The sequence below is a fragment of the Microcoleus sp. N3A4 genome (assembly GCF_036701805.1).
Classification (GTDB): domain Bacteria; phylum Cyanobacteriota; class Cyanobacteriia; order Cyanobacteriales; family Microcoleaceae; genus Microcoleus.
Genome location: NZ_JAUBRJ010000062.1, coordinates 21,590 through 48,094, shown reverse-complemented (window position 1 = coordinate 48,094; position 26,505 = coordinate 21,590). Strand labels below are relative to the sequence as shown.

Annotated in this window: 25 protein-coding genes; 12 read left to right on the top strand and 13 right to left on the bottom strand. The window is 46.5% G+C overall.

Annotated elements, in window-relative coordinates:
- Window positions 1-214 precede the first annotated feature (214 nt).
- The 4 genes from QUA56_RS27630 to QUA56_RS27615 form a co-directional block, all read right to left on the bottom strand.
- Window positions 215-583: a hypothetical protein gene (locus QUA56_RS27630; protein ID WP_333364460.1), complete on the bottom strand. Its 369-nt coding sequence runs from the start codon at window positions 581-583 to the stop codon at window positions 215-217.
- Window positions 576-1,007, bottom strand: a complete 432-nt coding sequence (locus tag QUA56_RS27625; protein WP_333364456.1) for a hypothetical protein — start codon at window positions 1,005-1,007, stop codon at window positions 576-578. Before QUA56_RS27625 ends, QUA56_RS27630 begins: the two co-directional genes overlap by 8 nt.
- Entirely contained in the window at window positions 1,004-1,894 is an 891-nt protein-coding gene (locus QUA56_RS27620; RefSeq protein WP_333364454.1) for a BRO family protein, read from the bottom strand. Before QUA56_RS27620 ends, QUA56_RS27625 begins: the two co-directional genes overlap by 4 nt.
- Window positions 1,895-2,154: 260 nt before the next feature.
- Window positions 2,155-3,366 carry a tyrosine-type recombinase/integrase gene (locus QUA56_RS27615; protein ID WP_333364451.1) on the bottom strand — a complete coding sequence of 404 codons (1,212 nt, stop codon included), beginning with the start codon at window positions 3,364-3,366 and terminating at the stop codon, window positions 2,155-2,157.
- 542 nt (window positions 3,367-3,908) lie between these two features.
- Here QUA56_RS27615 and QUA56_RS27610 point away from each other — a divergent pair.
- Window positions 3,909-5,540 (top strand): site-2 protease family protein, encoded by a 1,632-nt coding sequence (locus QUA56_RS27610; protein WP_333364448.1) that lies wholly within the window; start codon window positions 3,909-3,911, stop codon window positions 5,538-5,540.
- A gap of 240 nt (window positions 5,541-5,780) precedes the next feature.
- On the top strand, window positions 5,781-6,734 hold the full coding sequence (locus tag QUA56_RS27605) for a PIN domain-containing protein (RefSeq protein WP_333364445.1): 954 nt from the start codon (window positions 5,781-5,783) through the stop codon (window positions 6,732-6,734).
- A 1,522-nt stretch (window positions 6,735-8,256) separates the two neighbouring features.
- Here QUA56_RS27605 and QUA56_RS27600 read toward each other — a convergent pair.
- Window positions 8,257-8,481 carry a hypothetical protein gene (locus QUA56_RS27600; protein ID WP_333364442.1) on the bottom strand — a complete coding sequence of 75 codons (225 nt, stop codon included), beginning with the start codon at window positions 8,479-8,481 and terminating at the stop codon, window positions 8,257-8,259.
- A gap of 114 nt (window positions 8,482-8,595) precedes the next feature.
- Between QUA56_RS27600 and QUA56_RS27595 the strand changes: the two genes are divergently transcribed.
- Entirely contained in the window at window positions 8,596-8,922 is a 327-nt protein-coding gene (locus QUA56_RS27595; RefSeq protein ID WP_333364440.1) for an MgPME-cyclase complex family protein, read from the top strand.
- Window positions 8,919-9,653, top strand: a complete 735-nt coding sequence (locus QUA56_RS27590; RefSeq protein ID WP_333364437.1) for a hypothetical protein — start codon at window positions 8,919-8,921, stop codon at window positions 9,651-9,653. The genes QUA56_RS27595 and QUA56_RS27590 overlap by 4 nt, the downstream gene beginning before the upstream one ends.
- Window positions 9,654-9,721: 68 nt before the next feature.
- Here the strand turns inward: QUA56_RS27590 and QUA56_RS27585 are convergent, their stop codons facing one another.
- Complete coding sequence (locus QUA56_RS27585; RefSeq protein ID WP_333364435.1) at window positions 9,722-11,851, bottom strand: tetratricopeptide repeat protein; 2,130 nt, start codon at window positions 11,849-11,851, stop codon at window positions 9,722-9,724.
- A 1,316-nt stretch (window positions 11,852-13,167) separates the two neighbouring features.
- Here QUA56_RS27585 and QUA56_RS27580 point away from each other — a divergent pair.
- The 4 genes from QUA56_RS27580 (at window position 13,168) to argJ (ending at window position 15,340) form a co-directional block, all read left to right on the top strand.
- Window positions 13,168-13,365, top strand: coding sequence for a hypothetical protein (locus QUA56_RS27580; protein WP_333364432.1), 198 nt, complete (start codon window positions 13,168-13,170; stop codon window positions 13,363-13,365).
- Between the two features lie 24 nt (window positions 13,366-13,389).
- Window positions 13,390-13,584, top strand: coding sequence for a hypothetical protein (locus QUA56_RS27575; protein ID WP_333364429.1), 195 nt, complete (start codon window positions 13,390-13,392; stop codon window positions 13,582-13,584).
- Between the two features lie 60 nt (window positions 13,585-13,644).
- On the top strand, window positions 13,645-13,785 hold the full coding sequence (locus tag QUA56_RS27570; protein WP_194009217.1) for a hypothetical protein: 141 nt from the start codon (window positions 13,645-13,647) through the stop codon (window positions 13,783-13,785).
- Between the two features lie 313 nt (window positions 13,786-14,098).
- The gene (gene argJ / locus QUA56_RS27565; protein WP_333364425.1) at window positions 14,099-15,340 is read left to right on the top strand and encodes a bifunctional ornithine acetyltransferase/N-acetylglutamate synthase; all 1,242 of its coding nucleotides are present in this window, start codon (window positions 14,099-14,101) and stop codon (window positions 15,338-15,340) included.
- Between the two features lie 47 nt (window positions 15,341-15,387).
- On the opposite strand, the gene QUA56_RS27560 is transcribed toward argJ, so the two are convergent.
- Window positions 15,388-16,407 carry a zinc-dependent alcohol dehydrogenase family protein gene (locus tag QUA56_RS27560; protein ID WP_333364422.1) on the bottom strand — a complete coding sequence of 340 codons (1,020 nt, stop codon included), beginning with the start codon at window positions 16,405-16,407 and terminating at the stop codon, window positions 15,388-15,390.
- Window positions 16,408-16,540: 133 nt separating this feature from the next.
- Here QUA56_RS27560 and QUA56_RS27555 point away from each other — a divergent pair, with 133 nt between their 5' ends.
- A complete protein-coding gene (locus tag QUA56_RS27555) occupies window positions 16,541-20,086 on the top strand; it encodes an EAL domain-containing protein (RefSeq protein ID WP_333364419.1) in 3,546 nt (1,181 codons plus the stop codon).
- Between the two features lie 57 nt (window positions 20,087-20,143).
- Here the strand turns inward: QUA56_RS27555 and QUA56_RS27550 are convergent, their stop codons facing one another.
- The 5 genes from QUA56_RS27550 to QUA56_RS27530 form a co-directional block, all read right to left on the bottom strand.
- A complete protein-coding gene (locus QUA56_RS27550) occupies window positions 20,144-20,509 on the bottom strand; it encodes a four helix bundle protein (RefSeq protein ID WP_333364417.1) in 366 nt (121 codons plus the stop codon).
- Window positions 20,510-20,635: 126 nt separating this feature from the next.
- A complete protein-coding gene (gene ilvN, locus QUA56_RS27545; RefSeq protein ID WP_333364463.1) occupies window positions 20,636-21,154 on the bottom strand; it encodes an acetolactate synthase small subunit in 519 nt (172 codons plus the stop codon).
- A 473-nt stretch (window positions 21,155-21,627) separates the two neighbouring features.
- Complete coding sequence (locus QUA56_RS27540) at window positions 21,628-22,440, bottom strand: carbon-nitrogen hydrolase family protein (RefSeq protein ID WP_333364414.1); 813 nt, start codon at window positions 22,438-22,440, stop codon at window positions 21,628-21,630.
- A 164-nt stretch (window positions 22,441-22,604) separates the two neighbouring features.
- Window positions 22,605-22,733, bottom strand: coding sequence for a photosystem I reaction center subunit IX (psaJ, locus tag QUA56_RS27535; protein WP_333364411.1), 129 nt, complete (start codon window positions 22,731-22,733; stop codon window positions 22,605-22,607).
- Between the two features lie 117 nt (window positions 22,734-22,850).
- Window positions 22,851-23,339 carry a Photosystem I reaction center subunit III gene (locus tag QUA56_RS27530; RefSeq protein ID WP_333364408.1) on the bottom strand — a complete coding sequence of 163 codons (489 nt, stop codon included), beginning with the start codon at window positions 23,337-23,339 and terminating at the stop codon, window positions 22,851-22,853.
- A 332-nt stretch (window positions 23,340-23,671) separates the two neighbouring features.
- On the opposite strand from QUA56_RS27530, the gene tsaD reads away from it, so the two are divergent.
- The 3 genes from tsaD (at window position 23,672) to QUA56_RS27515 (ending at window position 25,652) form a co-directional block, all read left to right on the top strand.
- Entirely contained in the window at window positions 23,672-24,745 is a 1,074-nt protein-coding gene (gene tsaD, locus QUA56_RS27525) for a tRNA (adenosine(37)-N6)-threonylcarbamoyltransferase complex transferase subunit TsaD (protein ID WP_333364406.1), read from the top strand.
- A gap of 144 nt (window positions 24,746-24,889) precedes the next feature.
- Window positions 24,890-25,381 (top strand): N-acetyltransferase family protein, encoded by a 492-nt coding sequence (locus tag QUA56_RS27520; RefSeq protein WP_333364404.1) that lies wholly within the window; start codon window positions 24,890-24,892, stop codon window positions 25,379-25,381.
- An 82-nt stretch (window positions 25,382-25,463) separates the two neighbouring features.
- Window positions 25,464-25,652 carry a hypothetical protein gene (locus QUA56_RS27515; protein ID WP_333364401.1) on the top strand — a complete coding sequence of 63 codons (189 nt, stop codon included), beginning with the start codon at window positions 25,464-25,466 and terminating at the stop codon, window positions 25,650-25,652.
- 7 nt (window positions 25,653-25,659) lie between these two features.
- On the opposite strand, the gene QUA56_RS27510 is transcribed toward QUA56_RS27515, so the two are convergent.
- Window positions 25,660-26,403, bottom strand: a complete 744-nt coding sequence (locus QUA56_RS27510; RefSeq protein WP_333364398.1) for an HAD family hydrolase — start codon at window positions 26,401-26,403, stop codon at window positions 25,660-25,662.
- Window positions 26,404-26,505 lie beyond the last annotated feature (102 nt).

Sequence of the window (26,505 nt, the reverse complement as noted above, 5' to 3'; positions counted from 1 at the left end):
GGACTTTTATGGCTTCTTGATGCTCATTCATGGTTTTTTCCTCTTGGCTCCTAATTCGTTCATTGTAACTCAAAAAACCCTGAAGTGATTACTGGGCAACCACTTCAGGGTTGAATTTTTAAAATTTATAACCATCAATTCTATTTAAAGACCTGCGGAATGTGGGTTCCAGCAGCGTCTTGACCGCCGCCGAATAGTCGAAGCTGTAGTGACATTATTTACCTACCTGAATTGTGATTTTTACCGGGAGTAAGTTGAGGGGATTGATGCGGGGGAACAACCCCAAAACCAGCACGGCAAAGCCAACCGACGCAAGAGCCAGAGCGACGGCTTGCCCAAAATCAACCCATTCCAAAAGGTTGCAGGATGAGTTTTGTTGAATGTTGTTAGCGGGCGCTACGGTGCTAGGGAGTATTTCAGACTTCGGCTCAAACTCTAGTCCGTGCAGGTTTAATAACGCTTCCCACGTGGAAGTTTTTGTGAGCTTCCCGAACTTCCGAGCGTCATCGTCGCAGAACCTGCAAGCGTAAGCGACTGTTTTTAGGTGGTCAATACGGCGGCAAGAAGCGGGAGGCTTAGACATCGGTGACAAGCCTCAAATCATTGCCCGATATCATATTTTCATCAAAGCAGGGGTAACAAATCTCAGAAGCACTGCCCCCAGTCCAGTTGACGAGATATTCCCAGCAGTGGCGACGTGGATGCCAGCAGACTCCCATTACTTCGCCAAGTTCGTCCTCAACTTCTTCACCTTCGGCATCTTCGTCGTCCAAGTCTTCATCTAGCCACGGACTGCGGATTTTGTCCCCAATACTGAAAGCTGGGGCAGGATATGGGTAATCTTTTTCGACTGACTCAGCCACTGGTTTAGCTGGCTCAGTGGCTGGTTTGATCGCAAATAGCAGAGCGACCGACACAACTTTCTGTAAAAGTTCGCGCCGGGGAAATGTAAAGTGTTGCGATCGTCCATTAGGGTATCGCGCCGAAAAGTTCTCTGAGGATTTCATAATGTGTTTTCCTCAGAAACTTGTTGCGTGTAGCCGATTCCCGTCAAATAGGTGCAGCCATGTCGCTCTGTTGCGCCGCGCTCGGTGTAACGCTGTCTCCGAAGCTTGGGGAAAATATCACAAAACCGCCGATAAACCTGGTTAATGGCTTTTACAGGACAGTCCCGTTTGTTTGCCAAATCCCGCCAAGTCAACTTCTCTTTGCCCTTGACAATCTCAACCTTCAATACCCCAGTTTTGACGTACCACTCTTGCAATTGCTGCCAGAGGTCAAGAAGGTCAATCCGGTTATCGGGCTGAGGTTCCAAGCCAACTTCACGAACAAATTCCATCAAATGACTGGTGCTGCGCGGTGTCCACTTGGGTTGCTTCTTGTCCTTTGCCTTGGTCTTACCGAGACTAGCTAGTGCTGCTGCCAGCATTTTCTGCTGTTCGTTGATGACCTCAACTTGGGTCTGTGCAAGTTCTATTAGTTGAGATACTTGGGGGTCAAAAACCTGTTCAGAGGTGGAACGAGAATAGCTCCCTGTCCGGCGGATGCTGGGTAACACTTCCTCAAACATCCAAACTCGAAAGCGTTGGGCTGCGGGTTTGTCCGATCGGAAAATGAGCTCGTACAAACCTGGCTCAGTTACGGTGAGAACTTGTTGAGGGCCACCAGGGGTGATCATTGAATGCTCACCCTTCCCAGTTTCCGAAAAGTTATTCCGGTTCAACCGGAAAGTCCCTTTCCAACTTTCAGGCATTTTGCTTAGGCGTTCATACAAAGAACTTGTACCAATCCCTAAAACAGCGCCCACATCAGCGGCTACCCACTCAGGCTGTTCAGCAGAGCCACAAACTCGGATTTCTTGACCCTCAAAATCGAAAATTGATAGTTCAGTCATTACAAAACCTCGCAAACTCAATCGTGAAGAGTTGCGATCGTCTGTAAAGACAATCGGCTGGGGCTGTCATAATTATTTATGCTCCGTCGGTGGTAGGTCATCGTCGGGGAAGTCGTGACTTGACCAGCATTGCAAGTGCTTGTCAGTCGCGCATCAATCTTCCTTACCTTTAGAGTGCAGGTTTACAGCCACCGTGTCAATAGCTAGCTGTAAAGTTTTGTGTCCCAAATGTTGCCCCTAGAATCAACATCCTAACAACATCAAAGCGGGCGTAAATGCTCCAATATTTTGTTGTCTAAATAGTGGGAATTAATAATACTTTCCGACGTATCACACCAGCGAGCAATTACCGCAGATGGGATACCTTGCGCCAATTGTTCGCTAATAAAAGTATCGCGACAAGAATATGGAGTAGTAGGTTTATAACCAGGTTCCCGCGTCTTGTCAGTGATAGGTACAACTATCTTGTGCCAAGCTCTTTGAGAAAAATTGCTGTAGTTGATTGCCTCCCCAGTTGGAGAAGAAAAAACCAATTCTTTAGAATCAAACTGTTTGAGCTTAATTGACACTAAAAACTCTTTCAACTCATTATTACAAGGGAATTTTCGGTGTTTGTTATTTTTACTACCCTTGCTCTCAACAGCTTTGCCCTCAATGAACTGAATGCTGCTGTTGAACAAAACGTAAGAACAGTCTGGCGAGACATTCCCCCAAGTCAAGCCAATAGCTTCGCTAGGACGGCAACCCGTTAAAAACCAAAATCTTACTAATGAGTAGTATGTGTTGTAGCAGTGTCCGGGCTTATTTTTGTGAGACTCAAAAGCTTGTAGCACCAGCAACTTTTCTTCAGTGACAAAACCATTAGGGGCGGGGTCGTTTTGCCAGTTGTACTTAGGCAAATCATTGGCCATATCTTTGTAGGGACTAACAGGCAAAACAATTAACCTGTGCTTGATACCCCAATTAACAGCAGCATTTAAGTGGGTGAGAATGCGCTTAGTCATATCCCCCGTTGTTGCCCCTAAAAGAACTTCGCGAACTTCTAGCGCTTGCAGAATATCCGAAGGACACTTAACTATGTGTCGCCCCAACGTAGTCTGCAAGTAGTGCAAAGACTTGGGCTTGAGCGTGTCCTGCTTGTAGTTTAAATACTTGTCCCACAACTCTTGTAGCGTCAGACTTGTTGCCCCAAATTTAGCCTGTACCAAATTACTGCTGTGTTTGTGGGGTTGGACAGGCTTGTATTTGCTTAAATCATTTGGGTCAAACATTCCTCTAAGGATGTCGAGCTCAATCTGCTTAGCCTTGCATTCTGCGATCGCCCGGTTTTCCAAAGTATCCGGTAGACCCATGCACACAAACTTATTTCTACCCTCGTAAAGCTCGCGAGGTAAATGAAGGCGTAGCAGACCTCGGCTTACCATCACCCCTACAGTCCCTTTTTTCCGACGCTGAGATTTGTTTACTTGCATGGTTAGGTCATTAACTCTGCACACCTACAGTACCAAATTGTTTCGCATTTGTTTCGCATTTGTTTCGCATTTGTTTCGCATTTTGCATGACAAAAAACTAAGAAGCTTACGCACAGGGTGATACAATAATTTGACGCTACTGCCTTCTAAGCAGCGAGTCGCAGGTTCAAGTCCTGCCGTACCCGTTAATAAAACCCAATAACATCAATGCTTTGAGCCGTTCTTTCCCACAAAGGAGAGAGCGGCTCAAACCTTATTTGTTGTGCATTTGTTTCGGATTTGTTTATGATGACCGAATCCGAAAAACACTCAAATCCGTGAAAAAGCCCAAAGCCAAACCGGGCTAATCTTCCCGCTTCCCCCTACTGACACTACTATTTTTTTGAGCATCTGTTTACCACAGCCGAGCTAACATCATAAAAGGTGTATTATGTCAATAGCCGATCGCCCTGAAGTTAAAATAACAGCAGCCGTCGGTTGTGGGCCGAGTAGCCTTCAGGGGTTATCCTTAGTAATCAGGCTAGTTTCCGATAGGTTTGGATATGTTCCCAGCAACTCTATTTCATATTCCCCAAAATTTAATGCTATTGCTCGACCGCGGCGCGATCGACCTATTAAAGCCCCTATTCGCACAAGCAACCGGAATGCCTATAGTTGCATCGGAGAATACGGCAACAATTGCGCTCGTATTGGTTGCTCTGGGAATTCTGGGTTGGGGATTTTATCGCGCCAGACCTTTTGGCAAACTGGGAATTTTGGCTTGGTTGCAGTCAGTTGCGCTGATGAGTCCCTGGCTGCTGTTCTTTGGTTTGTTCGCCGCCGGAATTTACCTCAATCTAGTTGCGGTATTGTTGCTGCTGGTGGCATCCACGGGATTGTACATTTATCTGGGCCGGCAATTGCGTAAGGCTGCATCCGATGCACTGCTGCGATCGCGCCCGGATGCTGCTGAGGTAAAGTCCCAAAGCGATGGTTTCTGTGCCCCTGACTCGCAGCCGACACCACCTAAAGAAACCATTAAGATCGTCACACCGTCGCCTGCAACTAATGAATTAGAAATAATTCCCATTCCAGTTGAAGACCTCAAGGCAATTAAAGGCATCTTTGGCATTGATACTTTCTTTGCCACAGAAACGATTCCCTATCAAGATGGGGTAATCTTGAAAGGCAATCTCCGGGGAGATCCAGAACAAGTACACTCGGGTTTGACGGCAAGTTTGCAAGAAAGATTAAACGATCGCTACCGCCTATTTTTAGTAGAAAATCAGGACGACAAGCCAGTAGTTATTATCTTGCCCAGCACCAACGACCCGCAGCCAACTACCGTATCTCAAAAAATCTTAGCTGTCGTGCTGCTGCTGGCAACAATTGCTACTAGCTTAGAGACAGGCGGTTTGCTGCTAGGTTTCGATTTCTTTAACTCGCCGACTAGATATCTAGAAGTTCTGCCAATTGCAGCCGGAATTTGGGCGGTTTTAGGCTCTGGCGAAATTGCTCGCCGAGTGCTGGCAAATCGGTATAATGTTGGCTTGAGTTGGCCATTTTTTATACCAACTTTGCAGATAGGTTGTTTTGGAGCGATCGACCGTTTTGAGTCGCTGTTGCCCAACCGTAAAATTTTGTTTGACATTGCTTTTGCCGGGTCAGCCGCTGGGGGAATAGTTTCTCTACTAATGCTGGTAACGGGTTTGCTGCTGTCTCACCCCGGCAGTTTGTTTCAAATTCCCACGGAATTTTTCAAGGGCTCGGTTTTGGTGGGAACTTTGGCAAAAGTGGTTTTGGGTTCGGCTTTGCAGCAGCAGATTGTTGACGTTCACCCGCTGGTAGTTATGGGTTGGTTGGGCTTGGTAATAACGGCGATTAATTTGATGCCGGCGGGACAGTTGGACGGGGGTAGAATCGTGCAAGCCATCTACGGCCGGAAAATAGCAAGTCGCGCGACTTTGGCGACGTTTGTGGTGCTGGCGATCGCTTCTTTAGTTAATCCTTTGGCTCTATATTGGGCGATCGTGATTCTGATTTTACAGCGGAATCTGGAGCGGCCGAGCCTCAACGAGCTAACTGAGCCTGACGACGCTCGCGCGGCTTTGGGTTTGCTAGCTTTGTTCTTGATGATTGCTGTGCTGTTGCCGTTGACTCCGGCAATGGCTGGCCGTCTGGGAATCGGAAACTAACAGTAGCGGGGCGTCTTTGGTAATAGGCTCTTGGGTTGCAGTAAATTAGTGGAATAGAGGAATTGAGCGATCGAACTGGGGAATTTCGGGCGATCGCGTTCCTAACTACTAATTTTCAATTAAGCTCCCCGGCCTGGGCAATTTATCTATTACCAAAAGTTGATTTTTTTACAACCCAAACTTTGTTTAAACTTGATAGATCAAGTAAAAATAACTTATCTGAGCATATAGGATAAAGTCATGGCTAATCAACTTCCTCCTGTATTGGTAACTTTTGATGCAGATGTTTTAATGGCTGGCAGAACCCAAGTGTGGCAAGAATATGCCAAGGTGGGAACTTGCTATATCCCGGAAGTAGTATACGACGAAATAGATCGTCTAACTGACCAAGCGGTAGAACCGGCGATCGAGCAAGTCGCTAAGGAGTTTATGCGCTTTTTTGGCGACAGTGGCTGGATTGCAACAGACGCTCAAGAGACGCACCGCGCTCTCGAACCTTCGATCAAAAATCAAAGCAAGCAAGCAATGCTTGTGGTGGCGACGGCTCAGTGCGTTTACGGTTTGGCTCAGGAACACCCGGACGCATTGGTGATGTTTGTCTCCAACAGCCAGCCTCTGCTGAAGCGGCTGGCTTCTGTAGGCGCTACGAATCTCTGCGGGATTACCGGGGCGATGCTGTTAAATTGGGCGAGGAAAGGGGAACGTCCGGCGGCGGCGACTCAGCAATTGCAAAGTTTGATGCGTACCCTTGCCGAGCGCAAATCGACTCAGCGCTCTAACAGCAGAATTCAGGATACTGCTGTTGGCAAAACGGGGACTTCTGCTAGCAAGTTCGCGGGGACGCGCAGCACTTCTGAATTGAAGTCGCCCAGCAGTTTTACTAAAACTAATAAAACGGGTTTGACGGAGAGTCGCAGTGCGACTTCGCGCCCCAAAACGCCGCCGCGGCGCAGTCGCGAGGAGCCGAGAGATTACGAGCCGGCTGTATATCGCATGAAACATATTACACCTCCGCCAAAAAGGGACAGCGGTTTTCTGTCTACTGCGTTCAATTTTTTGGGAGCGTTATTTTTCTTGACGGTAGCGGTGGGTATTTTGTGGCGAGTGTTCGATGTTAAGGGTTTTAGAAAGACTTTTGTGCCGGCTCTACCGCAGCCTGTGCAACAATTTGTTAAGTCGATCGACCCTAAATAATCTGGTTTTCTGAAAATTCTACCTTCAAATCCGGCTGACTTGTGCCTTCGGTCATCGTTAATCTTGCACCTTCGGAAACAGCGATAGCACCATTTGTTAACAAATAGGTTCGCTCCCCTAAATATAGCGGTAAGGTACTTGTGGCGCACCATACGGTTAGAGTTCCTGGCTTTAGTCCGCTTGGAATTTTCAACGGTTACTATCACAACAGAAGATGAACGCTTCAGGGGGTGACAACAAGAGTCAAAAGACCCATCTGTGGCGGATTTACCTGACTTAATACTAATTCTCAAAACTCATGCAACAGTATTTGTAGGGTGCGTCGCCACCCGTAAATCTTAAAGAATATCCACAATCTTTGAGCGACGCACCCGGAGCTCAGGTGAGCGTAAACAAACCCACACTCATGATTGTTGCTTTCTGGAGGCGAGAATTGGTATAAGCTAAAAAAAGATGGGGTTGAAATTCTTAACTATAGCAATCCTAAATGATTTGCTTGCATTATACGCGAGCTTTCTGGCTCGCACTGCAAGGATTCTGGTCTCGCTCGATTTTGCGACTGATGCGAGGATTGCTATAAGCTGTTCGGCATTTAAAGGAGGATAGTAGGGTGCGTCAGTAGAGAAGCGTTTCCCATGTATAGTAAGTGTTCTAGCTGACGCACCTTACCTAGCTCGTTAATGGTTTAAATGCTCCACAGCTTATACAGATATAGTTCATCATACTCGCCCAATTTTAGTGAAAGATTTATCGATTTTTGGGCAGGTTAAGCTGTTGCGGCATTTAAATTGTCTGTCAAAAAACAATCAAACAATGAGTGGGGTGTCCCGCCCGCGTCGAATATGCAATTTAAATGCGCGACAGCTTATCAATACAAGAATCAAATTATAGCCTTTCTCAGGTAGATGAGGTATGAGTATTAATTGGTAATGGAAGTTGATGGCGGTGCTTACCTCACTTAACTACATAAGCACAATTAAGAGGGCTAAAGCCCAACTACGTACCTCACTTACTTGAGAACCGCTATAATTCTGCGTCAAAGCTATGGATTCAGGAGTTTCGATGCCATGAGAGAGAAGTTGTTAGCTTGCTTATTGATCACCCAATACGCTTGGGATCGGACACTCATGGAGACAAAACCCTGTGAAAAATAGATACTCCGAAGGCGCGTGCGGGCCCTTCGGGCTTATGCTGAGCCCAAAGCTCTCTTCGGACAAAAAAACATTAACCCAAGCGTATTGTGGTATAAATACGTCAATTATTGGGAGATAAACTACTAAATAAATTAAGATATTTAAAAGTAAAATACCGCCAAGATTACCCAATACAACTAAAAATTTATGTAAATATTTTAGATATTTAACACAGTTACAGGATTACTCCCTAAATGTAAATTTTTGTGATGATATCCCACACTTCTGCGCCCTAAGCCAGACACCAAGCAATACCAATCGCGATCGAACTATTAGAACTTTTCAGATGCAAATCACTCCCAATCCGGTTGAACCGCCCCCAGATTGCCTCAATAATTGGTAATTATTCGACGTGCAATTCCATCTAATTTCCTATTGTCACCTAAATTTTCCATAAAATCACCAGACCGAAAAATAATCGCCCAAATCTCCAAAAAACTGGCAACTCTCCCAACTCTCACAACTCCCCCAACTCTCGCCACTAATGATTTTTCTGAGGCGACTTGCTCTGTATCTACCCAAGATGACAACAAATAAGGTAAAGTAAACGGCACAAGAGTCTAGAACTCTCGAACGCCCGCAACTCGGCAAACCCGCCCTTGACCAGCAAAACAGCCCGGTACAGGTGGCATTAACCGCTAACCGTCAATCTCTAACAACTGACAAAAATGCAAATCTACTACTACGTTTTAGCCAGCCAACGCTTTTTGCTAGAAGAAGAAGCCCTAGATGAAGTGTTTAAAGAAAGAACTCGCAACTACAACGAACAAGAAAAACAAATAGACTTCTGGTTAGTCAAACAGCCAGCATTTTTAGAAGCACCGGCAATGGCCGAAGCTAAAGCAAAATGCCCTCAGCCAGCCGCCGCCATTATTTCCACAGATCCTGTCTTCATCACTTGGTTGAAACTGCGATTAGAATATGTACTGACAGGTGAATTTAAAGCACCGTCAGAAACGATTCCAGATGCCCTCGCCTCCCTACAGACAGCATGAAGAAACTTGCAAAACCGACAATACAATTAACAGAAATTAGAAGTAAATTGTACAAATTTATTTTGTCTGTACCCCTATTTTCTGCTACTTCGATCGCTCTTTTTGCCTTGACAATTTTATCGAGTTCTGTTAAAGCTCAGTCGAGCTGCGAACCGCCCCAGTCCGACGAATATTTACTGTTAATTGTCACCAAAACACCCGAACAGCAAGAAAGAGCAAAACGCTCTTTCCCCGGAAATACTGACAACACAGTTTGTCGGTATATCAACGACACGGTGACGCGAGTGGGCGGCTTTCGTAGCTCGCAAATCGCCAGCGATTGGGTTAAATACATCGAAGATGTTGTCGGATTGCAAGCTTACGTAGTACGATCGCCCGCAGCGGCACTACCCCAAAATTTGCCAGTCTACAACCCTCAGCCAGCACCCGATTCTGAACCAATCACCAATCCTCCAAGCGGCAATCTCGGCTTTAATCCCCGACCCCTGGGCCCTGGTTATGCAGTGTTAGTAGATTACTTCAACCAACCGGAATTAGCCGCCCAAGTCAGGCAAGCATTAGGCACGCAAGTAGGCTTAGCTTCCTACGGGCAGCGTCCTTTTTTATTCGTCGCTTATACAACGGATCAAAACGCCGCTACTGCTGCGGTAAAAACATTGAGCGATCGAGGTTTTTGGCCGATGTTAGTAGACAGCCGCCGCGTTACTTTAATTGCTCCTGCTGTTCGCTAAAAGATAAAACTTGGCAATTCAAATTGCTTCTTGTCAAACAAAGTCCACTCCAAGCGGACTAATAACAATTATAGTTGTTTGCGCTCTAGCGGGCTGCTTCCTAGCTGACTTTCGGCCCGCTTTTTTGCTTCCATTGCCGCTCCGTAATCCGGTTTGTAGCGAATTGCTTTGTCATAGGAGGCGATCGCATCTTCGTATCTTTTTACCGCCACAAGTGCATTGCCGCGGCTGTACCAGGCTTCCGAGTAATCTGGCTTAACATAAACGGCTTCGTTGTAAGAGGCGATCGCATCTTCGTACCGTTTCAAATTGTACTGAGCATTGCCTCTATTGTACCACGCTCGATCTTCTTTCGGGTTTAAATCTAAGGCTCTATTGTAACATTCAATGGCTTGTTCGTATTTGCCTAATTCGTGGTACGACCAGCCTAAATTGTACCATGCTTGATAATAATCCGGTTTTAATTTAACAGCTTTTTCGTAAGCTTCTACGGCTTCTTCGTGTCGGCGCATTTTCAGCAAAGCGATGCCTTTACTGTACCACGATTGATAAAAATTCGGCTGGAACCGCACGGCTTTTTCGTAGGCTTCAACAGCTTCTTGGTTTTTGTTTGATTCTAGGAAAATATTGCCTAAATTGTACCAAGCTTCCGAATTATCGAATTTGATTTCAACTGCTTTTTGATAGGATTCTACAGCTCGATCGTACTGTTTTAATTTTTGGTAAGCTTGCCCCTGATTGTACCATGCTTGGTACAAATTTGGCTGAAATTGTACGGCTTTTTCGTAGGAGGCGATCGCTTCTTCGTACCGCTGCAAATCTAACAGAGCATCGCCTCTTCCTTGCCAAGCTGCGGGATAGTCGGGCTGAATTTTCAAAGCGTTATCAAAAGATGCGATCGCCTCTTGAGACTGTTGCAACTTATCCAAAGCATAACCGCGTCCCGTCCAAGCTTCCAAATATTCTGGCTTTAATTCTATTGCTCGATCGTAAGATGACTGCGATTCTTGGTATTTTTTCAATTCGTACAAAGTTTTGGCTTTTTCCTGCCAAACTTCCGCGTAGTCAGGCCTGAGAATTATTGCTCGATCGTAAGCTGCCAGAGCTTCTTCAAATCGGCTTAAATTGTAAAGAGTATTGCCTCGGTTGTGCAGGTCAGTTGCATTGGCAGAATTAAAAGTATTTACACCATAAATTGATGCGAGAATAGTGATGCCAATAAAACTGGCGATCGACAATATTTTAAAATACATTTTTTTCCGGGATTTGACTGGCTTATTCGCAGCAGCAACCGGAGGCAATACAGGAATTGTACCGCTGAAAGAATTTTTTAATTCTTTAATAGCTTGCAGCGTTTCGCCGGCACTAGAATAACGCTGCCGAAAATCGTACCTCACCATCTTATCTAAAATCTTCGCAAATTCAGGACTGACTGATGTTTTTTCCTGCCAAATAATTTCCTCTGTATCGGGATTTTTTGGCATTTGGTGAGGATTTATGCCGGTAAGGAATTGAATTGCGATCGCACCTGCGGCATAGATATCGCTGCTGAGTTTCGGGTTGCCGTGAGCTTGTTCGCTGGGCATATAACCGGGTGTACCGATGCTCACGCTCAAGCTATTTTTGGGCTGAGGATTGGTGATTTGAGTAGTAATTTCTTTGACTGCACCGAAGTCAATTAAAACTAACTTGCCATCTCGATCTCTGCGGAGGATATTGCGGGGATTGACATCGCGGTGAATCACATTTTGCTGGTGTACGAAATCTAAAATTTCGAGAAGTTCCTGCAATATACAAATGACTGCATCTTCCTGCATGACTCCTGCTGTACCCGGAGAACCCCCCCCTGCCCCCCCTTGGTAAGGGGGGGTTTGGGGGGGTATAATTTCTTGACTTAAATCGTGGCCTTCTATAAATTCTTGAACGAGATAAAACTCTTGATTTTCTTCAAAGTAAGCAAAAAGTCGGGGAATGCGATCGTGATTTCCCAACTTGTACAAAACTTGTGCTTCAGTATCAAATAAACGTCTTGCTACCTGTAGAGTTTCCGGATCGGTTGCTTGAGGTTTAAGCTGCTTGACGACGCAGAGGTGATTGCCTGGTAGCTGCTTATCTTCAGCTAAATAAGTTTGAGCAAATCCGCCGCCTCCCAAGTGACGGATAATGCTGTAGCGAGTACCGAGTGTTATTCCAAGCATGAAATTCACCTAATATTTCCTAGTCTTTCTCCCCTTTCGGAGTAAAACAAGGGTTGGGGGAGAGGTTTTGCATTTAATTAAGTGTAACTAATTTGCGATCGCCTTTGTAGCACACAGCCTGTAAACTTACAAGCAAATTCGGCCGGCAGCTTACAAAAATAAACTAGCAATCTTGCTCCCTCTCTTTGTCAAGGGGAGGGCTGGGGTGGGGTATTTCAGGCAATGAAAGTCAAAACTTCGTGCGATCGCAGCTATCATGTAGGGAATCGCCCGTCAATTTATTGATAATTCTAAAAACTATTCTTCCTCTCCTAAAATCCCAGGAAAATCGCGGGCAGCATGGAGTAGTCGGACAATCTCAATACATTCATCCCTTTATATAGCCTTTCTCAAAAAGATGAGGTATGACTGACAGCTTACATAACCAGCCAGACGCTTGAGGGCTGAAGCCCAACAACGTACCTCATCTTTCTGAGAACCGCTATACATAAAAAATTAGATGCTTGTCAAATTCCTTGACTGCCAACTTCCGCAAAAAAACCAAACACGAATTGTCAACACGATCGAGGCTACTAATACCATACCTTAGTGCTAATTGTGAGAAAGTTTGCCTTGCCTCGTCTCAAGAATCTCAACGCCGCATTAAAATTATTTTTAGCGATACAAGCAAACTGTTCGTCAATGTCAATATTAGCTCTTAGTCTAATTAAAATTCGTCTGGGAATGTCTTTTGTTTGCTGACTTTTTCTACAAGTTCAGTGCGTTTTTTTCCACCACTCATCGCTAATATAGCAATCCTCGCATCAGCCGCAAAATCGAGCGAGACCAGAATCCTTGCAGTGCGAGCCAGAAAGCTCGCGTATAATGCAAGCAAATCATTTAGGATTGCTATAAGCTGTCGCGCAGTTAAATTGCATATTCAGGGCGGGCGGGACGCCCACCCCACAAGAGTTGGATTGTTTTTTGATAGACAATTTAAATGCAGAACAGCTTACAGCGTATCCCAGGTTTATTAACAGCAGTAGGGACACGGCACTGCCGTGTCCCTACGAGGATTGAGCGCTCAGCGGGTGTCCTTCATAAACGTGAAATCTGCTGTATCAATCGGTTCACCGCTATCTAAACTTTCTAATAGTAATGTCTCAAGTTGTGTTGTTGCCACTCGTTGTGGTTGTTGGCGAATCAAGTGTCGGATGTATTCGCTAGCGGTACTGTAGCCACCTTTGGCAATTTGTTCGCCGAGTCCCCCATCGATTCGGGCCGCGAAATTTTGAGTGTTGTCATAGTTTGTAAAGTTTTACATCTGTAATTGAAAAATGGCAAATATTGTCAATTTTTGCCAACTGCTGCTGAGCTTGGGCCTGAATCAACTAGCCAAAGCTCGATCGCACTCCCTGCACCCTCGATCTTCTCGTCCAATTGTAAAATTTTGTGACATTTTTGATTTGGTAGCTTTAGATACAGAATTCTCTGTTATAGTGATAGAAGAGAAGAAAAAACCAGCCCAACATTAATCAAAGTATAGGAAGGAACCGCATATGTCTACCGAAAATCAAGCTCGCTCTCTGATGATGCGCCACCACCACTTGGTGAAGAATCGGCAGCAATCCATGCTCAATCGCACCGCCACCGAAGTCGGGATGGAAGATACCCACTACTGGGGTCACATTCAAGGCAAAGCGCAGCCCAGCCTTCAAGCCAGTTACGATCGCAGCAACGCCACCATGAGCTAGAGCAAGCTCAATTTCCCCAATTTCCTGCAAAGTTATTACCTATATTTGGAGAAACCAGTTATGTCTACTCAAGAACAAGCCCGCAGCCTGATGATGCGCCACCAACACGTCGTCAAAAACCGTCAGGAATCCATGCTGAGCCGTGTGGCTGCTGAAGTTGGTTTAGATGCTGGTTCTCCAGCGAGTATCGATCGCAAATAACTCCTTTTTTCAACGGCGAGATAGTTGAATCGAGTTTGTTGTTTGCCAGCTAAAAATTAATCATGTCAGTTACAAAACCGTCGCGACTTCTTCTTGAGTTCTAACTCTAGATTGGAAGCCGCGATTAGTTTTATGGGGTTGGTTAAAGACAAAAAGTGAGTCACAGCCTCCCTGAACTGCATTTCCACGCCGGGGAACCAGAAAACGAGCAAACCCTTAGAAAATTAGTTGTTCGCAATCTAAAATCTAAAATCTAAAATCTAAAATGATATAATCCCCTTTCAGCAGATTGAAGGCTACTAGGGAGGTCATCATGTCGGACTGGAAAGAAATTGGCGGCGGAGTTACAGCACCCAGAGGGTATAGAGCCTCGGGAATTACAGCGGGTTTGAAGCCTTCAGGCTTGCCGGATTTAAGTTTAATTTTGTCAGAGGTAGACGCGATCGCCGCAGGAGTCTTCACCACATCCACTGTCCGGGCAGCTTGCGTGGACTACTGCCGCCAGCTTTTGCAAACTAAACCCAGCGCCAAAGCAATATTGTGCAATGCGGGACAAGCTAATGCTGCTACGGGCGAACAAGGTTTGGCAGATGCCCTCGAAAGTGCCAAATTGTTGGGAGAAGCGCTGAATATTCCTCCAGAATCGATTCTTTTAGCCTCCACTGGCGTCATCGGACAGCGGATTAAAATGGAGCCGCTGAGGGCGGGAATTCCGCGATTAGTTGCTGAGGCATCGGAAACTGGTTCCGATGCGGCGGCTAAGGCTATTTGTACGACTGATTTAGTGCCGAAAACGATCGCCCTGGAAACCGTGTTTGGCGATCGACCGGTGCGTATCGGCGGCATTTGCAAAGGTTCGGGAATGATTCATCCAAATATGGCAACAATGCTGGCATTTGTAACTTGCGATGCAGCAGTGTCGTCGCATTTGTGGCAAGAAATGCTGAGTAGGGCGGCTGATAGAAGTTTCAATCAAATTACTGTTGACGGAGATACCAGTACCAACGATTCGCTAATTGCTTTGGCGAACGGTCAATCCCGCACGCCCGCAATTACAGAAATGGGGGCGGATGCTGAAAAATTAGAAGCGATGCTGACAGAAGTTTGCGTGCATTTAGCAAAGGCGATCGCCCGCGACGGCGAAGGTGCAACTTGTTTGGTGGAAGTGCAAGTTAGCGGCGCGCTGGATGAAGTTTCTGCGAGTAAAATTGCCAAAACAATTGTCGGTTCTTCTTTGGTGAAAGCTGCTATTTTCGGACGCGATCCGAATTGGGGCAGAATTGCGGCGGCGGCGGGGCGCGCTGGCGTACCTTTCGAGCAAGAGAATTTGCGGATTCAATTGGGAGATTTTTTGATGATGGAAAACGGCCAACCTAAAGAGTTCGATCGGGCTGCTGCGAGTAATTATATGAAAGCGGCTGCGGAAGGGGAATATTTGAAGGAAGACACGGTTTTAATTCAGGTTAGCGTCGGGAATGGCAGCGGTTCTGCGAAAGCTTGGGGATGCGATTTGAGTTACGACTACGTGAAGATTAATGCGGAGTATACGACTTGACGAATTGCGGGCGATTCAATCGCCCGCAATTTCAATCGCCCGCAATTTTAACCGCCCGCAATTTCAAGCACTATTTTACCCGTTACTGAGCCTGTTTCTAATAGTTCGTGAGCGGCTTGAGCTGCTTCGAGGGGGAAAGTTTGGCTGACGTGAATTTTGAGCAAGTTGCGATCGCACAAACGAGCACACTGCTGCAAAATATGAGCTTGGTGTTCCTGTTCCTCCACCAAACCTTCCAGCATCGGTGTTAACATTAATTCCAAACTAATTCGCAGATTTCGCATTCTCGCTGTTTTCAAATTGCCCAAAGTTGGATCTGGTTCCAAAATTGTTACCAAATCTCCATAAATTTTCACAGCCGGAATAGTTTGGTAAAAAGTTTCTCCCCCGACTGTATCAAAAGCCAAGTCAACTCCTTGTCCTTGAGTCCAAGTCAAAATCTCATCGACAACATCGGTATTTTTGTATAAAATTACTAAATCTGCACCCAACTGCCTTACAAATTCGGCTTTTGCTTCAGAACTCACAGTCGTGCAAACCTCAGCACCATGCAACTTCGCCAACTGTACCGCGACGTGGCCGACACCGCCGGCACCGGCTTGAATCAGCACCTTCTTTGATAACACCTGGCCGGCTTGTAAGCGCCCTCGATCGTACAGCGACTCCCATGCTGTAATTAAAACCAACGGTGCAGCCGCAGCCTCAGCAAAACTTAAAGCAGCAGGCTTGAGGGCGAGAAAGCGTTGGTCTACAACGGCAAACTCAGCATAAGTACCGATCGAGCCGCCCAAACCGCCGTTGCAGAAAAAAACCTCGTCTCCCACTTGGAAACTTTGCACACCAGCACCGACAGCCTCTACAACTCCCGCACCGTCGCACCCCAAAACGTGAGGAGTTTTCTCCGGGTAAAAAGTGCCGCGCGCCCGCAACTTAGTATCTATTGGATTGATCCCCGCCGCCCGCAACCGTACCAAAACTTCAGTTTCTGTTTGTATAGTAGGGGCTGGGATATCTTGCAGTTTCAATACGGACGGGCTTCCGGGCGTTTCAAAAACGATCGCTTTCATTAGGGGTGTTCACTCACTTGTCGCCTTCACTGCGATCCTACCTTGTATTCGTTACCCATCCGTGACGATACTTAGTTATTTTTAAATAGATTGGCTTCATATAACTACAACAATTGTCGAGCGGTGCTAATCGATGTTCAATCTAGATTTATTTTTTTACTTTGAGATTCTTGCATACCTTCTGGGATTATCGGCGACTTTAGCCTTGGCGTCCGCGATTTATCTCAAGTGGCAGCGAAGGCCCTCCAGTCTGCCGTCAGCCGAAGAATCACGGGAGTTGGCAGAATTAAACTCCGACGATTTATCTGGGAGATTGAAAAAGCGGAAAAACTTTTGGATTTTCCCTAAGTCAAATCAGTTGGCAGCAACTGACAGCTTCTTGGGTAAAGTTTTAGGTATTGGCGACGCTGTATTCTTGACCGAGCAACAGCGCCCAACTGTGAATTCTTCGCCTGTTGTCGGGTCTGGAACCAGCAAAACCCTAAGTCTGAGCATTTCGGGTTCGATGGGGGAAAATCTCGATCGCCCGAATGCCGGCAATCCTCCCAAAATCACCGCTTCCCCGCAATTAGATGAAGATTTGCTGGGCGACATCCTAGCAGGTACTGATTCGCCGGGGGGATCGGAATTCTTTGATGCCTTAGTTCGCCACTTAGCCTCAGCACTCGGAGTTCGCAGCGCCGTCGCTGCCAAATCGATTAAGTCGATCGAACCGGCCGATGCTGCTCCCGATAGATTGCAAGTTATCAGTTTTTGGAGCAACGGACTGTGGCAGCCAAACTTTGAATGCGACACCGCCAATACTCCCGAAGCGATGGTGCTCGAGCGGGGAATGTACTCCTGTTCCGACTGCCTCCGGGAAACCTTTCCAGAAGACCGCAGACCGATAATTACAGGTGCGCGGAGTTTCCTGGGAGTCTTGCTCAAAAACTCTTACGGCGAACCTTTAGGCATTATTTGTATTTTCCACGATCGACCCCTGCCGGAAGCACATCTTGCCAACTTCCGACTAATTCTCAGCATTTTTGCCGGACGGGCAGCCGCCGAATTAGAGCGGCAGCGCCTAGAAGCAGCACTTTCCACTGTAGAAGCGAAATACTGCGCCCTTGTAGAACAAATGCCGGCTGTCACCTACATTTCTCCCCTCAACCGCAGCGCTGCCAAACTTTACATCAGCCCGCAAATCGAGACTTTTCTTGGTTATTCTGTAGCTGAATGGCGGGCAGACCCCGACCTGTGGCTGAAACTCGTTCACCCAGAAGACCGCGACCGCGTGTTAGTTGAAAACGCCACACAGAAATTCACCTGTGGAGAAGAGATATTTTGCGACGGGCCGCTGGTTTCAGAATACCGCGCGATCGCCCGCAACGGCCGAGTCGTCTGGTTCCGCGATCGAGCGATCGCAGTTCGCGATGAAGCAAGCAAGTCTGTCATCCTTCAAGGCGCAATGTTTGATATCACGGAGACTAAAGTAGCTGCCAGCGCGCTGCTAGAAAGCGAATATCGCTATTACACCTTGGCAAAAATCCTGCCGGTCGGGATTTTCCGCGCCGACGCTGGTGGAGATTGTTTGTACGTCAACCAGCGATTTTTGGAGATGGCGGGGCTGACGGCGCCACAGGCACTAGGCGAAGGTTGGACGCAAAGTTTGCATCCCGAAGACCGCGATCGCGTTTTGAGACTGTGGTATCGCGCTGTCAAAGAGAAGTTGTCTTGTAAGTTAGAGTACCGCTTTTGCAACGGCGACCTCACAACCTGGGTATTTTGGCAAGCAGTCCCGGAAATTGCCAAAAGCGGGGAAGTTCTGGGCTATCTCGGCACGCTGACCGATATCAGCGATCGCAAGCAGGCAGAATTCGCGCTGCAACAGGCCGAAGAGAAATACCGCAGCATTTTTGAAAACGCGATCGAAGGAATTTTCCAGATCACGCCCAACGGGCGCTACCTCAGCGCTAACCCTGCTTTGGCGAGAATTTACGGCTACGAGTCTCCAGCCGAACTGATCGCAAACATCCACGACATCGACCGCCAACTCTACCTCGATCCCAACCGCCGCGTCGAGTTTTTGCGCGCGATCGAAAAACACGGTTTTGTGTCAGAGTTCGAGTCCCAAGTTTACCGCGTTGACGGCACCACTATCTGGGTTTCCGAGAACGGCCGGGCAGTTCGCGGCGCTGGCGGCAATTTGCTTTACTACGAAGGCACTGTCGAAGATATTACTCTCCGCAAAATAGCAGAAGAGAAGTTAGTACACGATGCTTTGCACGATATGCTAACCGGTTTGCCCAACCGAGCTTTATTTATGGATCGCTTGGGACACGCGATCGAGCTTTCAAAACGCCGTCCCGAGATTTTGTTTGCGGTGCTGTTTATCGATCTCGACCGCTTTAAGGTTGTTAACGACAGTTTGGGGCATTTAGTGGGCGATGGGTTGCTGATCGCGATCGCGCAGCGCCTGGGAATCTGTTTGCGCGCTGGAGATACCGTTGCCCGTCTCGGCGGCGACGAATTCGCTATTTTGCTGGAAAATATCAAAAGCAGCGAGGATGCGATCCAGATTGCCGAACGAGTGCAAGCGGAACTGGCACAGCCTTTTTACCTTAAGGAGTATCAAGTTTTTACCAGTGCTAGCATTGGGATTGTTTGTTCTGGTTTTCCTCCGTATCCAAGGGAAACCAGCAAACTGTCGAGTCCCGGAAATCTGGGAAATATCGATCGGGAAACTTCTTTGTCTTCCTTATCTTCCGACTCTCCTGTTCCCAATTTCCAGTTCCCAATATTGTACGATCGACCAGAAGAACTGCTCCGAGATGCAGATGCTGCCATGTATCATGCTAAGGGATTGGGCAAAGCTCGCCACGAAGTTTTTGACCTAAGTATGCACACTCGCGCCGTCGCCCTTTTGCAACTGGAAAACGACCTGCGGCGCGCTTTAGACTCCCAAGAATTTCAGCTTTACTATCAGCCCATTGTCTCTTTAACTAGCGGTACAATCAGGGGTTTTGAAGCGCTGCTGCGGTGGTATCACCCGGTGCGGGGTGTCGTATCTCCCGGCGAGTTTATTTTAGTAGCAGAAGAAACTAGATTGATTATACCTATTGGTTGGTGGATGATGCGATCGGCTTGCCGTCAGATCCACCAGTGGCACCAAAAATTCCCAGCCAATCCGCCGTTGACTGTCAGCGTCAACCTTTCTAATCAACAATTTAAACAACCGGATTTAATCGATCGCATTCGCGAAATTTTACAAGAAACTCAGCTTGACCCCCGCACTTTCAAGTTAGAAATTACTGAAGGCGTCATCATGGAGAATGCCGAATCAGCAGTCGCTATCCTCGCGGAATTGAAAAAATTAGAAATTCAATTATATATTGACGATTTCGGCACTGGCTATTCTTCTTTGAGCCGCCTGCACACTTTTCCAACTGACGCTTTAAAAATCGATCGAGCTTTTGTCAGCCGCATGACTGAAGATGAAGGCAACGAAGCCATCGTACAGACAATTTTAATTTTAGCCAGTCATTTAGGCATGGATGTAATTGCTGAAGGAATCGAAACCATCGAACAGCTTAATTTACTCAGAGCACTGCAATGCGAATACGGACAAGGATACTTTTTCTCAAAGCCGGTAGACAGCATCGCAGCCACACTTTTGATAGCAAGTCAACCTGAATGGTAATTTTACTGTTGACTGTTGACTGTTAACTGTTGACTGTTGACTGTTGACTGTTGACTGTTAACTTTTGGGTTTTTGTTTTAGTGAGTTAAGATAAGCATTAAGTTTTGGTGAAAGTTCATTTAATAAGGGATGCAGGCGATCGCTCTGTTCTTGAGTTAAAAGATTTCGAGCTCCGTCAAGTCTTAACCAGTGTCTTGTTTCGTTTAATGAACCTCGGGCAATTTTCACAAAACGCTGATTATCTTGGCAGCTATAGCGTCCATGTCCTTCTGCAATATTAGCACCAACACTATCAGCCGATCGCACTATTTGTTTGCCCATCGTATCCTTCGTAAACTCGTCCCATTTTTTAACAATAAACCATATTTCGTTTGATATTTTTTCAGCTAATTGATAAACTTGTAGCTGTTGGAAGCTTTCCATCTGAGCTCCTTTAAAATAGTTGATGGCAAACCATTAACAGTCAACAGTCAGCAGTCAACAGTCAACAGCCAACAGTCAACCGTCAACAGTCAACAGTCAACCGTCAACAGTCAACCGTCAACTGACTCAAACTTTCGCTTCCAAAGACTTGAGAAACTCAGTATTGACCCCCGACTCCCGCGTCAGGGCAATTTTCCCAGTCCGAGCAATTTCCTTAATCCCAAATCTATTCAGAACCTGGACGATCGCCACCATTTTACCCGGATCTCCGACAACTTCCAATGTCAGCGTATCATCACCAATATCTACCACTCGCGCTCGGAAAATTTGAGCTAACTCAATTACCTCCGATCGCGTCCCGCTAGCAGCATTAACTTTCAGCAACATCAACTCCCGTTCCACACAGGGAATTTCCGTTATATCCTGAACTTTTAGCACGTTAATCAACTTGTACAGTTGCTTGGTCAACTGCTCGATAATCTGGTCATCTCCGGGTACAACCATCGTAATCCGAGATACTCCCACTTGCTCTGCCGGGCCAACGGCCAGACTTTCAATATTAAAACCCCGACGGGCAAACAAACCAGCAATTCGAGTGAGGACACCCGCTTCATCTTCAACTAAAACCGAAAGAGTGTGTTTCATTTCTCCAAAAAGACGCATTTCGTGCAATTCTACTTTCGCCAATTCGCCTTTGAGCAGAAGTGCACGTCCATTGAACCTGTATTAAACAATATATAGCAGTTGACAGTTGACAGTTGACAGTTGACAGTTGACAGTTGACAGTTACATATAGCAGTTCGATCGCTTTGTGAGGTACGCCCGCGGTGCCCTATATCCCAGAACACCTGATGTTACTGAGAAAGGCTCTAGTATCCGACTCAAACCGTTGATGAAGCAAGGGATCGCGGGATCTATTCATGACGTTATTTATGTCAAGACCGATGTAGCGGTTGCTATATTGATGTTGTACGAGCAGGTATGGGGTCGATTCTTCAATTCTAAAATTGCTTTCGCATTGTTCGCGATCGCCCTGCAACCTCTAAAATCTAAAATCTAAAATCTAAAATCGATTGACGGGGACTGAAATTTTGAGACCAATTGGTCTCAAAATTCCTTCACAGAAAAACCCGGTGTTCCAGCGACGGCATCTGGCGGCGGACTTGTTCTAGTCGATCGGGATTAATTTCTGCGATCGCCACTCCCGGTTCCTCTCCAGCATCCGCCAAAACCACACCCCAAGGGTCTACAATCATCGCGTGACCGTGAGTTTGACGGCGGCCGTAGTGGCGGCCAGTCTGTGCCGGTGCGATCGTATAACAAGTATTCTCGATCGCCCTAGCTTGCAGCAAAACCTTCCAGTGATCCTTGCCAGTGTAAGCCGTAAACGCCGCCGGCACGAACAAAACATCAGCCCCCTTGTACGACAAATGCCTGTACACTTCCGGGAACCGCACGTCATAGCACACCGAAAGTCCCAGCGTCCCCAACTCCGGCGACACATAAACCGGCGGCAAATCTTCACCAGCTTTCACAGTGTTCGATTCCCTGTAAGTAATGCCGTCTGGCACATTCACATCGAACAAATGTACTTTTTTGTACCTTGCTACTTCAGTACCGCTTGGGTCTACCAGCAAACAAGTATTGTATACTTTCCCCCCCTCCGTCGGCACCGGAAATCCGCCGCCGAGAATCGTTACCTGGAACCGCTGGGCCATCGTTTTGAGAAATTTTTCGCTTTGGAGTCCGATCGCCTCTGAAGAAGCAATCTTTTCCTCCTCTTCTCCGATAAACGAGAAATTTTCTGGTAAGCAAACTAACTCCGCACCCCGACGCACTGCCAGGTCTATTAATTCCTCTGCCTGAACCAAATTTTTTTGCAGGTCAGGCAAGCTAGTCATTTGAATTGCTGCGGCGAGATAAGACTTCATCGATTCACAATATTAGTCATTAGTCATTAGTCATTAGTCATTAGAAGCCTGCGATTTGAGAGTTTTGATATTTGAGCTTTGAAATAACTTGATAAATCACCGCTCAAACTTCAAAACTCTCAACTTTTTAACCCTAGGTTTTGCAACCTAAATCCACTGATTTTTTAGGGCATCGGATGGAAAAGCAAGTCTGGGAAAAAACGGTTGAATTCAATCAAAATTCCCGCCGTTACCACCATCCAAACTGCTGTCAATACTGGTGCGGTCGAAAGATACTTCAGAAAGTATTGCATGAATACTGCTCCTCAAAAGTCGAGACAACTTAAATTATACGAACCGATTTTAGATTAAGGATTTTAGACTTGGAATTTGTAAACCAACTAAAATCTAAAATCTAAAATCCCCAATTGCTAGCGCGGCGAAACAGTAATTTCGTCGTCCTTCGCAAACATTTCACCAGTGGTGAGTTCTTTGAGAGCTGCCAGAGGCCACAAAAAGCCGCTCAGCATAAATGTGACTGCCAAAGGAACGTCGATAATAATCTCTTTTTCCTCTGGACTTGCTGATTTTTTGATTGCTTGCAGATAAGCGCGGCCGACCCAACCAATCCAACCAGCAATATACAAGAACAGCACGCTGGGAATCAAAAAGTCCCCTGCTTTACTCAAGTTGCCGTCTACGATTAAGTGCGGGTATCCTTCCGGGCCGCACATAGCTTGAGAATAGCGCTCGAATCTTGCTTTCGCAGATGCCGGGTCGCCATTCGTAGAACGCGCATTTTTAGCCAGTTCCTTGAATTCGGGAGAGTCCTTGCACGGCACTAAATTGTAAGCCGAAGCAACTGGAGCAAAACTGATCCACAGACTCAACACTAAAAGTGCAGCAAACAATCGTCGCATGAAATTGTTTCCTTTTGTTACAAAACAATAAGTTTTTTTACAAGCATTTCAACTTGCCGATCTGGAATCCAGATTACCGTGTTTGTTGACAGTCTCAAGTATCCATCATTGATGCGACAAAGCCCAATAAAATCAGCGATTCGCGTTTTCATAGGTCAATGCTGAGCTAGCAATACCGCGAGGATATTCCTTCATTGCATCAGATGAGGACCTTACCTGTCCGAATCGGGCAAATATCCCTCAACAATAACCTGAGTACAGGTATAGCGGGGGACTTGCGCCGAATTAGTTAAGCTAGCAATAGCTAACCTATCAAATAAAATTACCAGTTAATGGCAACCATTTTCGCAATCGAAACAAGTTGTGACGAAACAGCAGCAGCGATTGTTAAGAATCGTCAAGTTTGCAGCAATGTTGTAGCATCGCAAATTAAAATCCACGAGCAGTATGGCGGGGTAGTGCCCGAAGTCGCTTCGCGGAGTCACCTAGAAATGCTAAATCAGGTCATTGCCCAGTGTCTTTGTGAAGCCAACCTCAGTTGGTCAGAAATTGACGGCATTGCAGCGACTTGTGCCCCCGGTTTAGTAGGTGCCTTGTTAGTCGGGCTGACAGCGGCGAAAAGTTTGGCAATAGTCCGCCAAAAACCTTTTTTAGGCGTCCACCACCTCGAAGGACACATCTACGCTTCTTACCTTACCGAACCCGACTTGCAGCCGCCGTTTTTGTGCCTGTTAGTTTCCGGGGGACATACTAGCTTAATTTACGTCAAAGATTGCGGCGTTTACGAAACTGTAGGACAAACGCGCGACGACGCGGCCGGCGAAGCTTTTGATAAAGTGGCGAGACTGTTGCAGCTAGGATATCCCGGCGGGCCGCTGATTGACAAATTGGCGGCCCTTGGCAATCCCCAAGCATATCCCCTGCCAGAAGGCAGAATTTCGCTGCCAGGTGGCGGCTACCATCCCTACGACAGCAGCTTTAGCGGGTTGAAAACAGCAGTTTTGCAATTAGTGCAGAAACTCAAAAAACAAAATAACAATGTGAGTGAGGAAGGCTTCTTGCCTGCCTCTACAATTAATGATATTGCGGCCAGCTTTCAAGAAACAGTAGCCAAGGGTTTAACAAAAAGATCGATCGACTGCGCCATAAATTTCGGGCTTACCACTATTGTAGTCGGTGGCGGAGTTGCAGCAAACAGCGGACTGCGAAAACACTTACAAACGGCAGCAGCTAAACACAATTTGCGAGTATTGTTTCCCCCATTAAAATATTGCACAGACAACGCAGCAATGATCGGCTGTGCGGCGGCAGAACACTTGCAGCGAGGACACACATCGCCGCTGACTTTGGGAGCAAATTCAAGAATGGCTGTCAGCGATATTATGGAACTGTACAATAGTCATTAGTTATTAGTTATTAGTCATTAGTCATTAGTCATTAGTCAACAGTTAACAGTTAACAGTCAACAGTCATTAGTCAACAGTCAACAGTCAACAGTCAACAGTTAACAGTCAACAGTTAACAGTCAACAGTTAACAGTCAACCAAACGATGAAAATCCGCGACGCAGTAGAAAGCGATTTGCCAGCTATTGTCCAAATATACAACGCAGCAATACCGGGTAGAATGGCCACAGCAGATTTAAAACCAGTCTCAGTCGAAAGCCGCCTTCAGTGGTACAGAATACACTCCCCCAATTCCTTGCCGATTTGGGTAATCGAATCAGAACAAAATATCGTTGGCTGGCTGAGTTTTCAGCTTTTCTACGGGCGCGCCGCCTATCAGCATACAGCAGAAGTTAGCATCTACGTCGCACCCGATCGCCAGCGCTGCGGAATCGGACAAAAATTATTGCAATCGGCAATTGGGCGGAGTCCAGAATTGAAAATTAAAACTCTTATGGGAATAATTTTTGCTCACAATCAGCCGAGTTTAAGATTGTTTGAGAAATTTGGCTTTCAGCGGTGGGGATATCTGCCGCAAGTTGCCGAACTTGACGGGATTGAAAGAGATGTGATAATTCTGGGCTTGCGTTGTCTGTAGGAACTGAGATATTGCACCATTCTCGCTTAACAGGCAAGATGCCTGTTCCACAAGAAAATTCATCTCTTGTGGAACAGGCATCTTGCCTGTTCATAAAAGGATTATTGACAATGCTGCAACATCTCATATCGTTTCCGGTTGCATCGGAACAATCAAATCGAGTCAACAGCTTAACACTCAACCATTCAGTTTTTTGACCCCTCCTTCAACAGTCAACAGTCAACAGTCAACAGTCAACAATCACCTGACGGTACAACCGGAATTGATGTGATGTTTGCTCAATCTGCTAAAATTGTAATTTCATCCAAAGATGCGATCGCCACATCAGCTTTTTCCAAATGGCGAACCTCCGCATTCCCCCAACAAATCCCGATACAGCCCGCCGCCCCCGCATTTTTACCCATCTGAATATCGCCCCCTGAATCTCCCACCATCAAAGTTGCTGCGGGCTCAACTCCGAGTTTCTCGCAAGCTTGCAAAAACAATTTCGGATCGGGTTTATTAAGATCCGTTGAATCAACTCCCATTTCTAACTGAATGTAGTCGGCTAATGCGTGGTGTTTCACAAACTTCTGCACCGCAGCAGTCGTAGCCGCCGAAAGAATTCCCAGCTTCAAACCCGCTTCCGAAAGATATTTCAGCACTTCCAAACTGCCGACAAATAAAGGAGAAACAGCACTATTTTTAAACATTTGGTCTGCTTCGTCAAAAGCGCGGCGTGCAATAGTTAAAGATTCCAACCATCCCCTGCCGGTTTCGGCGATGTATCCCGCTGCAACAATCTCATTTTCCCTGCGGCTGCCCACTGCAAGCAAGCCTGCGGGGTCGATGCTGCCGCCTTCGATACCGAAAGCCATTTGTAACGGCTCTCCAACGCCGGGAATTTGAGCGTCTGCGAGGCGCGATCGCTTAATCCCCAACAGTCTCAAAAACTCCTGAGAATCCTCTAGAGTGCCGTCTTTGTCAAAAATCACGGCTTGGATATTTGAGAATGTAATGCCCCGACATTTTATAGTTACCAAGAATCATAACTCCCGAATTTCTATATTTTTTTCTATTTTCTCATATTGCGCTCTTTTTAGCAATTATTTTTAGCAATTGTCACTTGATTGTCCGATCGTTGC

Bases quoted from the DNA above. Each gene is read 5' to 3' on its own strand.
- QUA56_RS27630 (WP_333364460.1), bottom strand. From the start codon at position 583: ATGTCTAAGCCTCCCGCTTCTTGCCGCCGTATTGACCACCTAAAAACA.
- QUA56_RS27625 (WP_333364456.1), bottom strand. From the start codon at position 1,007: ATGAAATCCTCAGAGAACTTTTCGGCGCGATACCCTAATGGACGATCG.
- QUA56_RS27620 (WP_333364454.1), bottom strand. From the start codon at position 1,894: ATGACTGAACTATCAATTTTCGATTTTGAGGGTCAAGAAATCCGAGTT.
- QUA56_RS27615 (WP_333364451.1), bottom strand. From the start codon at position 3,366: ATGCAAGTAAACAAATCTCAGCGTCGGAAAAAAGGGACTGTAGGGGTG.
- QUA56_RS27610 (WP_333364448.1), top strand. From the start codon at position 3,909: ATGTTCCCAGCAACTCTATTTCATATTCCCCAAAATTTAATGCTATTG.
- QUA56_RS27605 (WP_333364445.1), top strand. From the start codon at position 5,781: ATGGCTAATCAACTTCCTCCTGTATTGGTAACTTTTGATGCAGATGTT.
- QUA56_RS27595 (WP_333364440.1), top strand. From the start codon at position 8,596: ATGCAAATCTACTACTACGTTTTAGCCAGCCAACGCTTTTTGCTAGAA.
- QUA56_RS27590 (WP_333364437.1), top strand. From the start codon at position 8,919: ATGAAGAAACTTGCAAAACCGACAATACAATTAACAGAAATTAGAAGT.
- QUA56_RS27585 (WP_333364435.1), bottom strand. From the start codon at position 11,851: ATGCTTGGAATAACACTCGGTACTCGCTACAGCATTATCCGTCACTTG.
- QUA56_RS27580 (WP_333364432.1), top strand. From the start codon at position 13,168: ATGGCAAATATTGTCAATTTTTGCCAACTGCTGCTGAGCTTGGGCCTG.
- QUA56_RS27575 (WP_333364429.1), top strand. From the start codon at position 13,390: ATGTCTACCGAAAATCAAGCTCGCTCTCTGATGATGCGCCACCACCAC.
- QUA56_RS27570 (WP_194009217.1), top strand. From the start codon at position 13,645: ATGTCTACTCAAGAACAAGCCCGCAGCCTGATGATGCGCCACCAACAC.
- argJ (WP_333364425.1), top strand. From the start codon at position 14,099: ATGTCGGACTGGAAAGAAATTGGCGGCGGAGTTACAGCACCCAGAGGG.
- QUA56_RS27560 (WP_333364422.1), bottom strand. From the start codon at position 16,407: ATGAAAGCGATCGTTTTTGAAACGCCCGGAAGCCCGTCCGTATTGAAA.
- QUA56_RS27555 (WP_333364419.1), top strand. From the start codon at position 16,541: ATGTTCAATCTAGATTTATTTTTTTACTTTGAGATTCTTGCATACCTT.
- QUA56_RS27550 (WP_333364417.1), bottom strand. From the start codon at position 20,509: ATGGAAAGCTTCCAACAGCTACAAGTTTATCAATTAGCTGAAAAAATA.
- ilvN (WP_333364463.1), bottom strand. From the start codon at position 21,154: ATGAAACACACTCTTTCGGTTTTAGTTGAAGATGAAGCGGGTGTCCTC.
- QUA56_RS27540 (WP_333364414.1), bottom strand. From the start codon at position 22,440: ATGAAGTCTTATCTCGCCGCAGCAATTCAAATGACTAGCTTGCCTGAC.
- psaJ (WP_333364411.1), bottom strand. From the start codon at position 22,733: ATGCAATACTTTCTGAAGTATCTTTCGACCGCACCAGTATTGACAGCA.
- QUA56_RS27530 (WP_333364408.1), bottom strand. From the start codon at position 23,339: ATGCGACGATTGTTTGCTGCACTTTTAGTGTTGAGTCTGTGGATCAGT.
- tsaD (WP_333364406.1), top strand. From the start codon at position 23,672: ATGGCAACCATTTTCGCAATCGAAACAAGTTGTGACGAAACAGCAGCA.
- QUA56_RS27520 (WP_333364404.1), top strand. From the start codon at position 24,890: ATGAAAATCCGCGACGCAGTAGAAAGCGATTTGCCAGCTATTGTCCAA.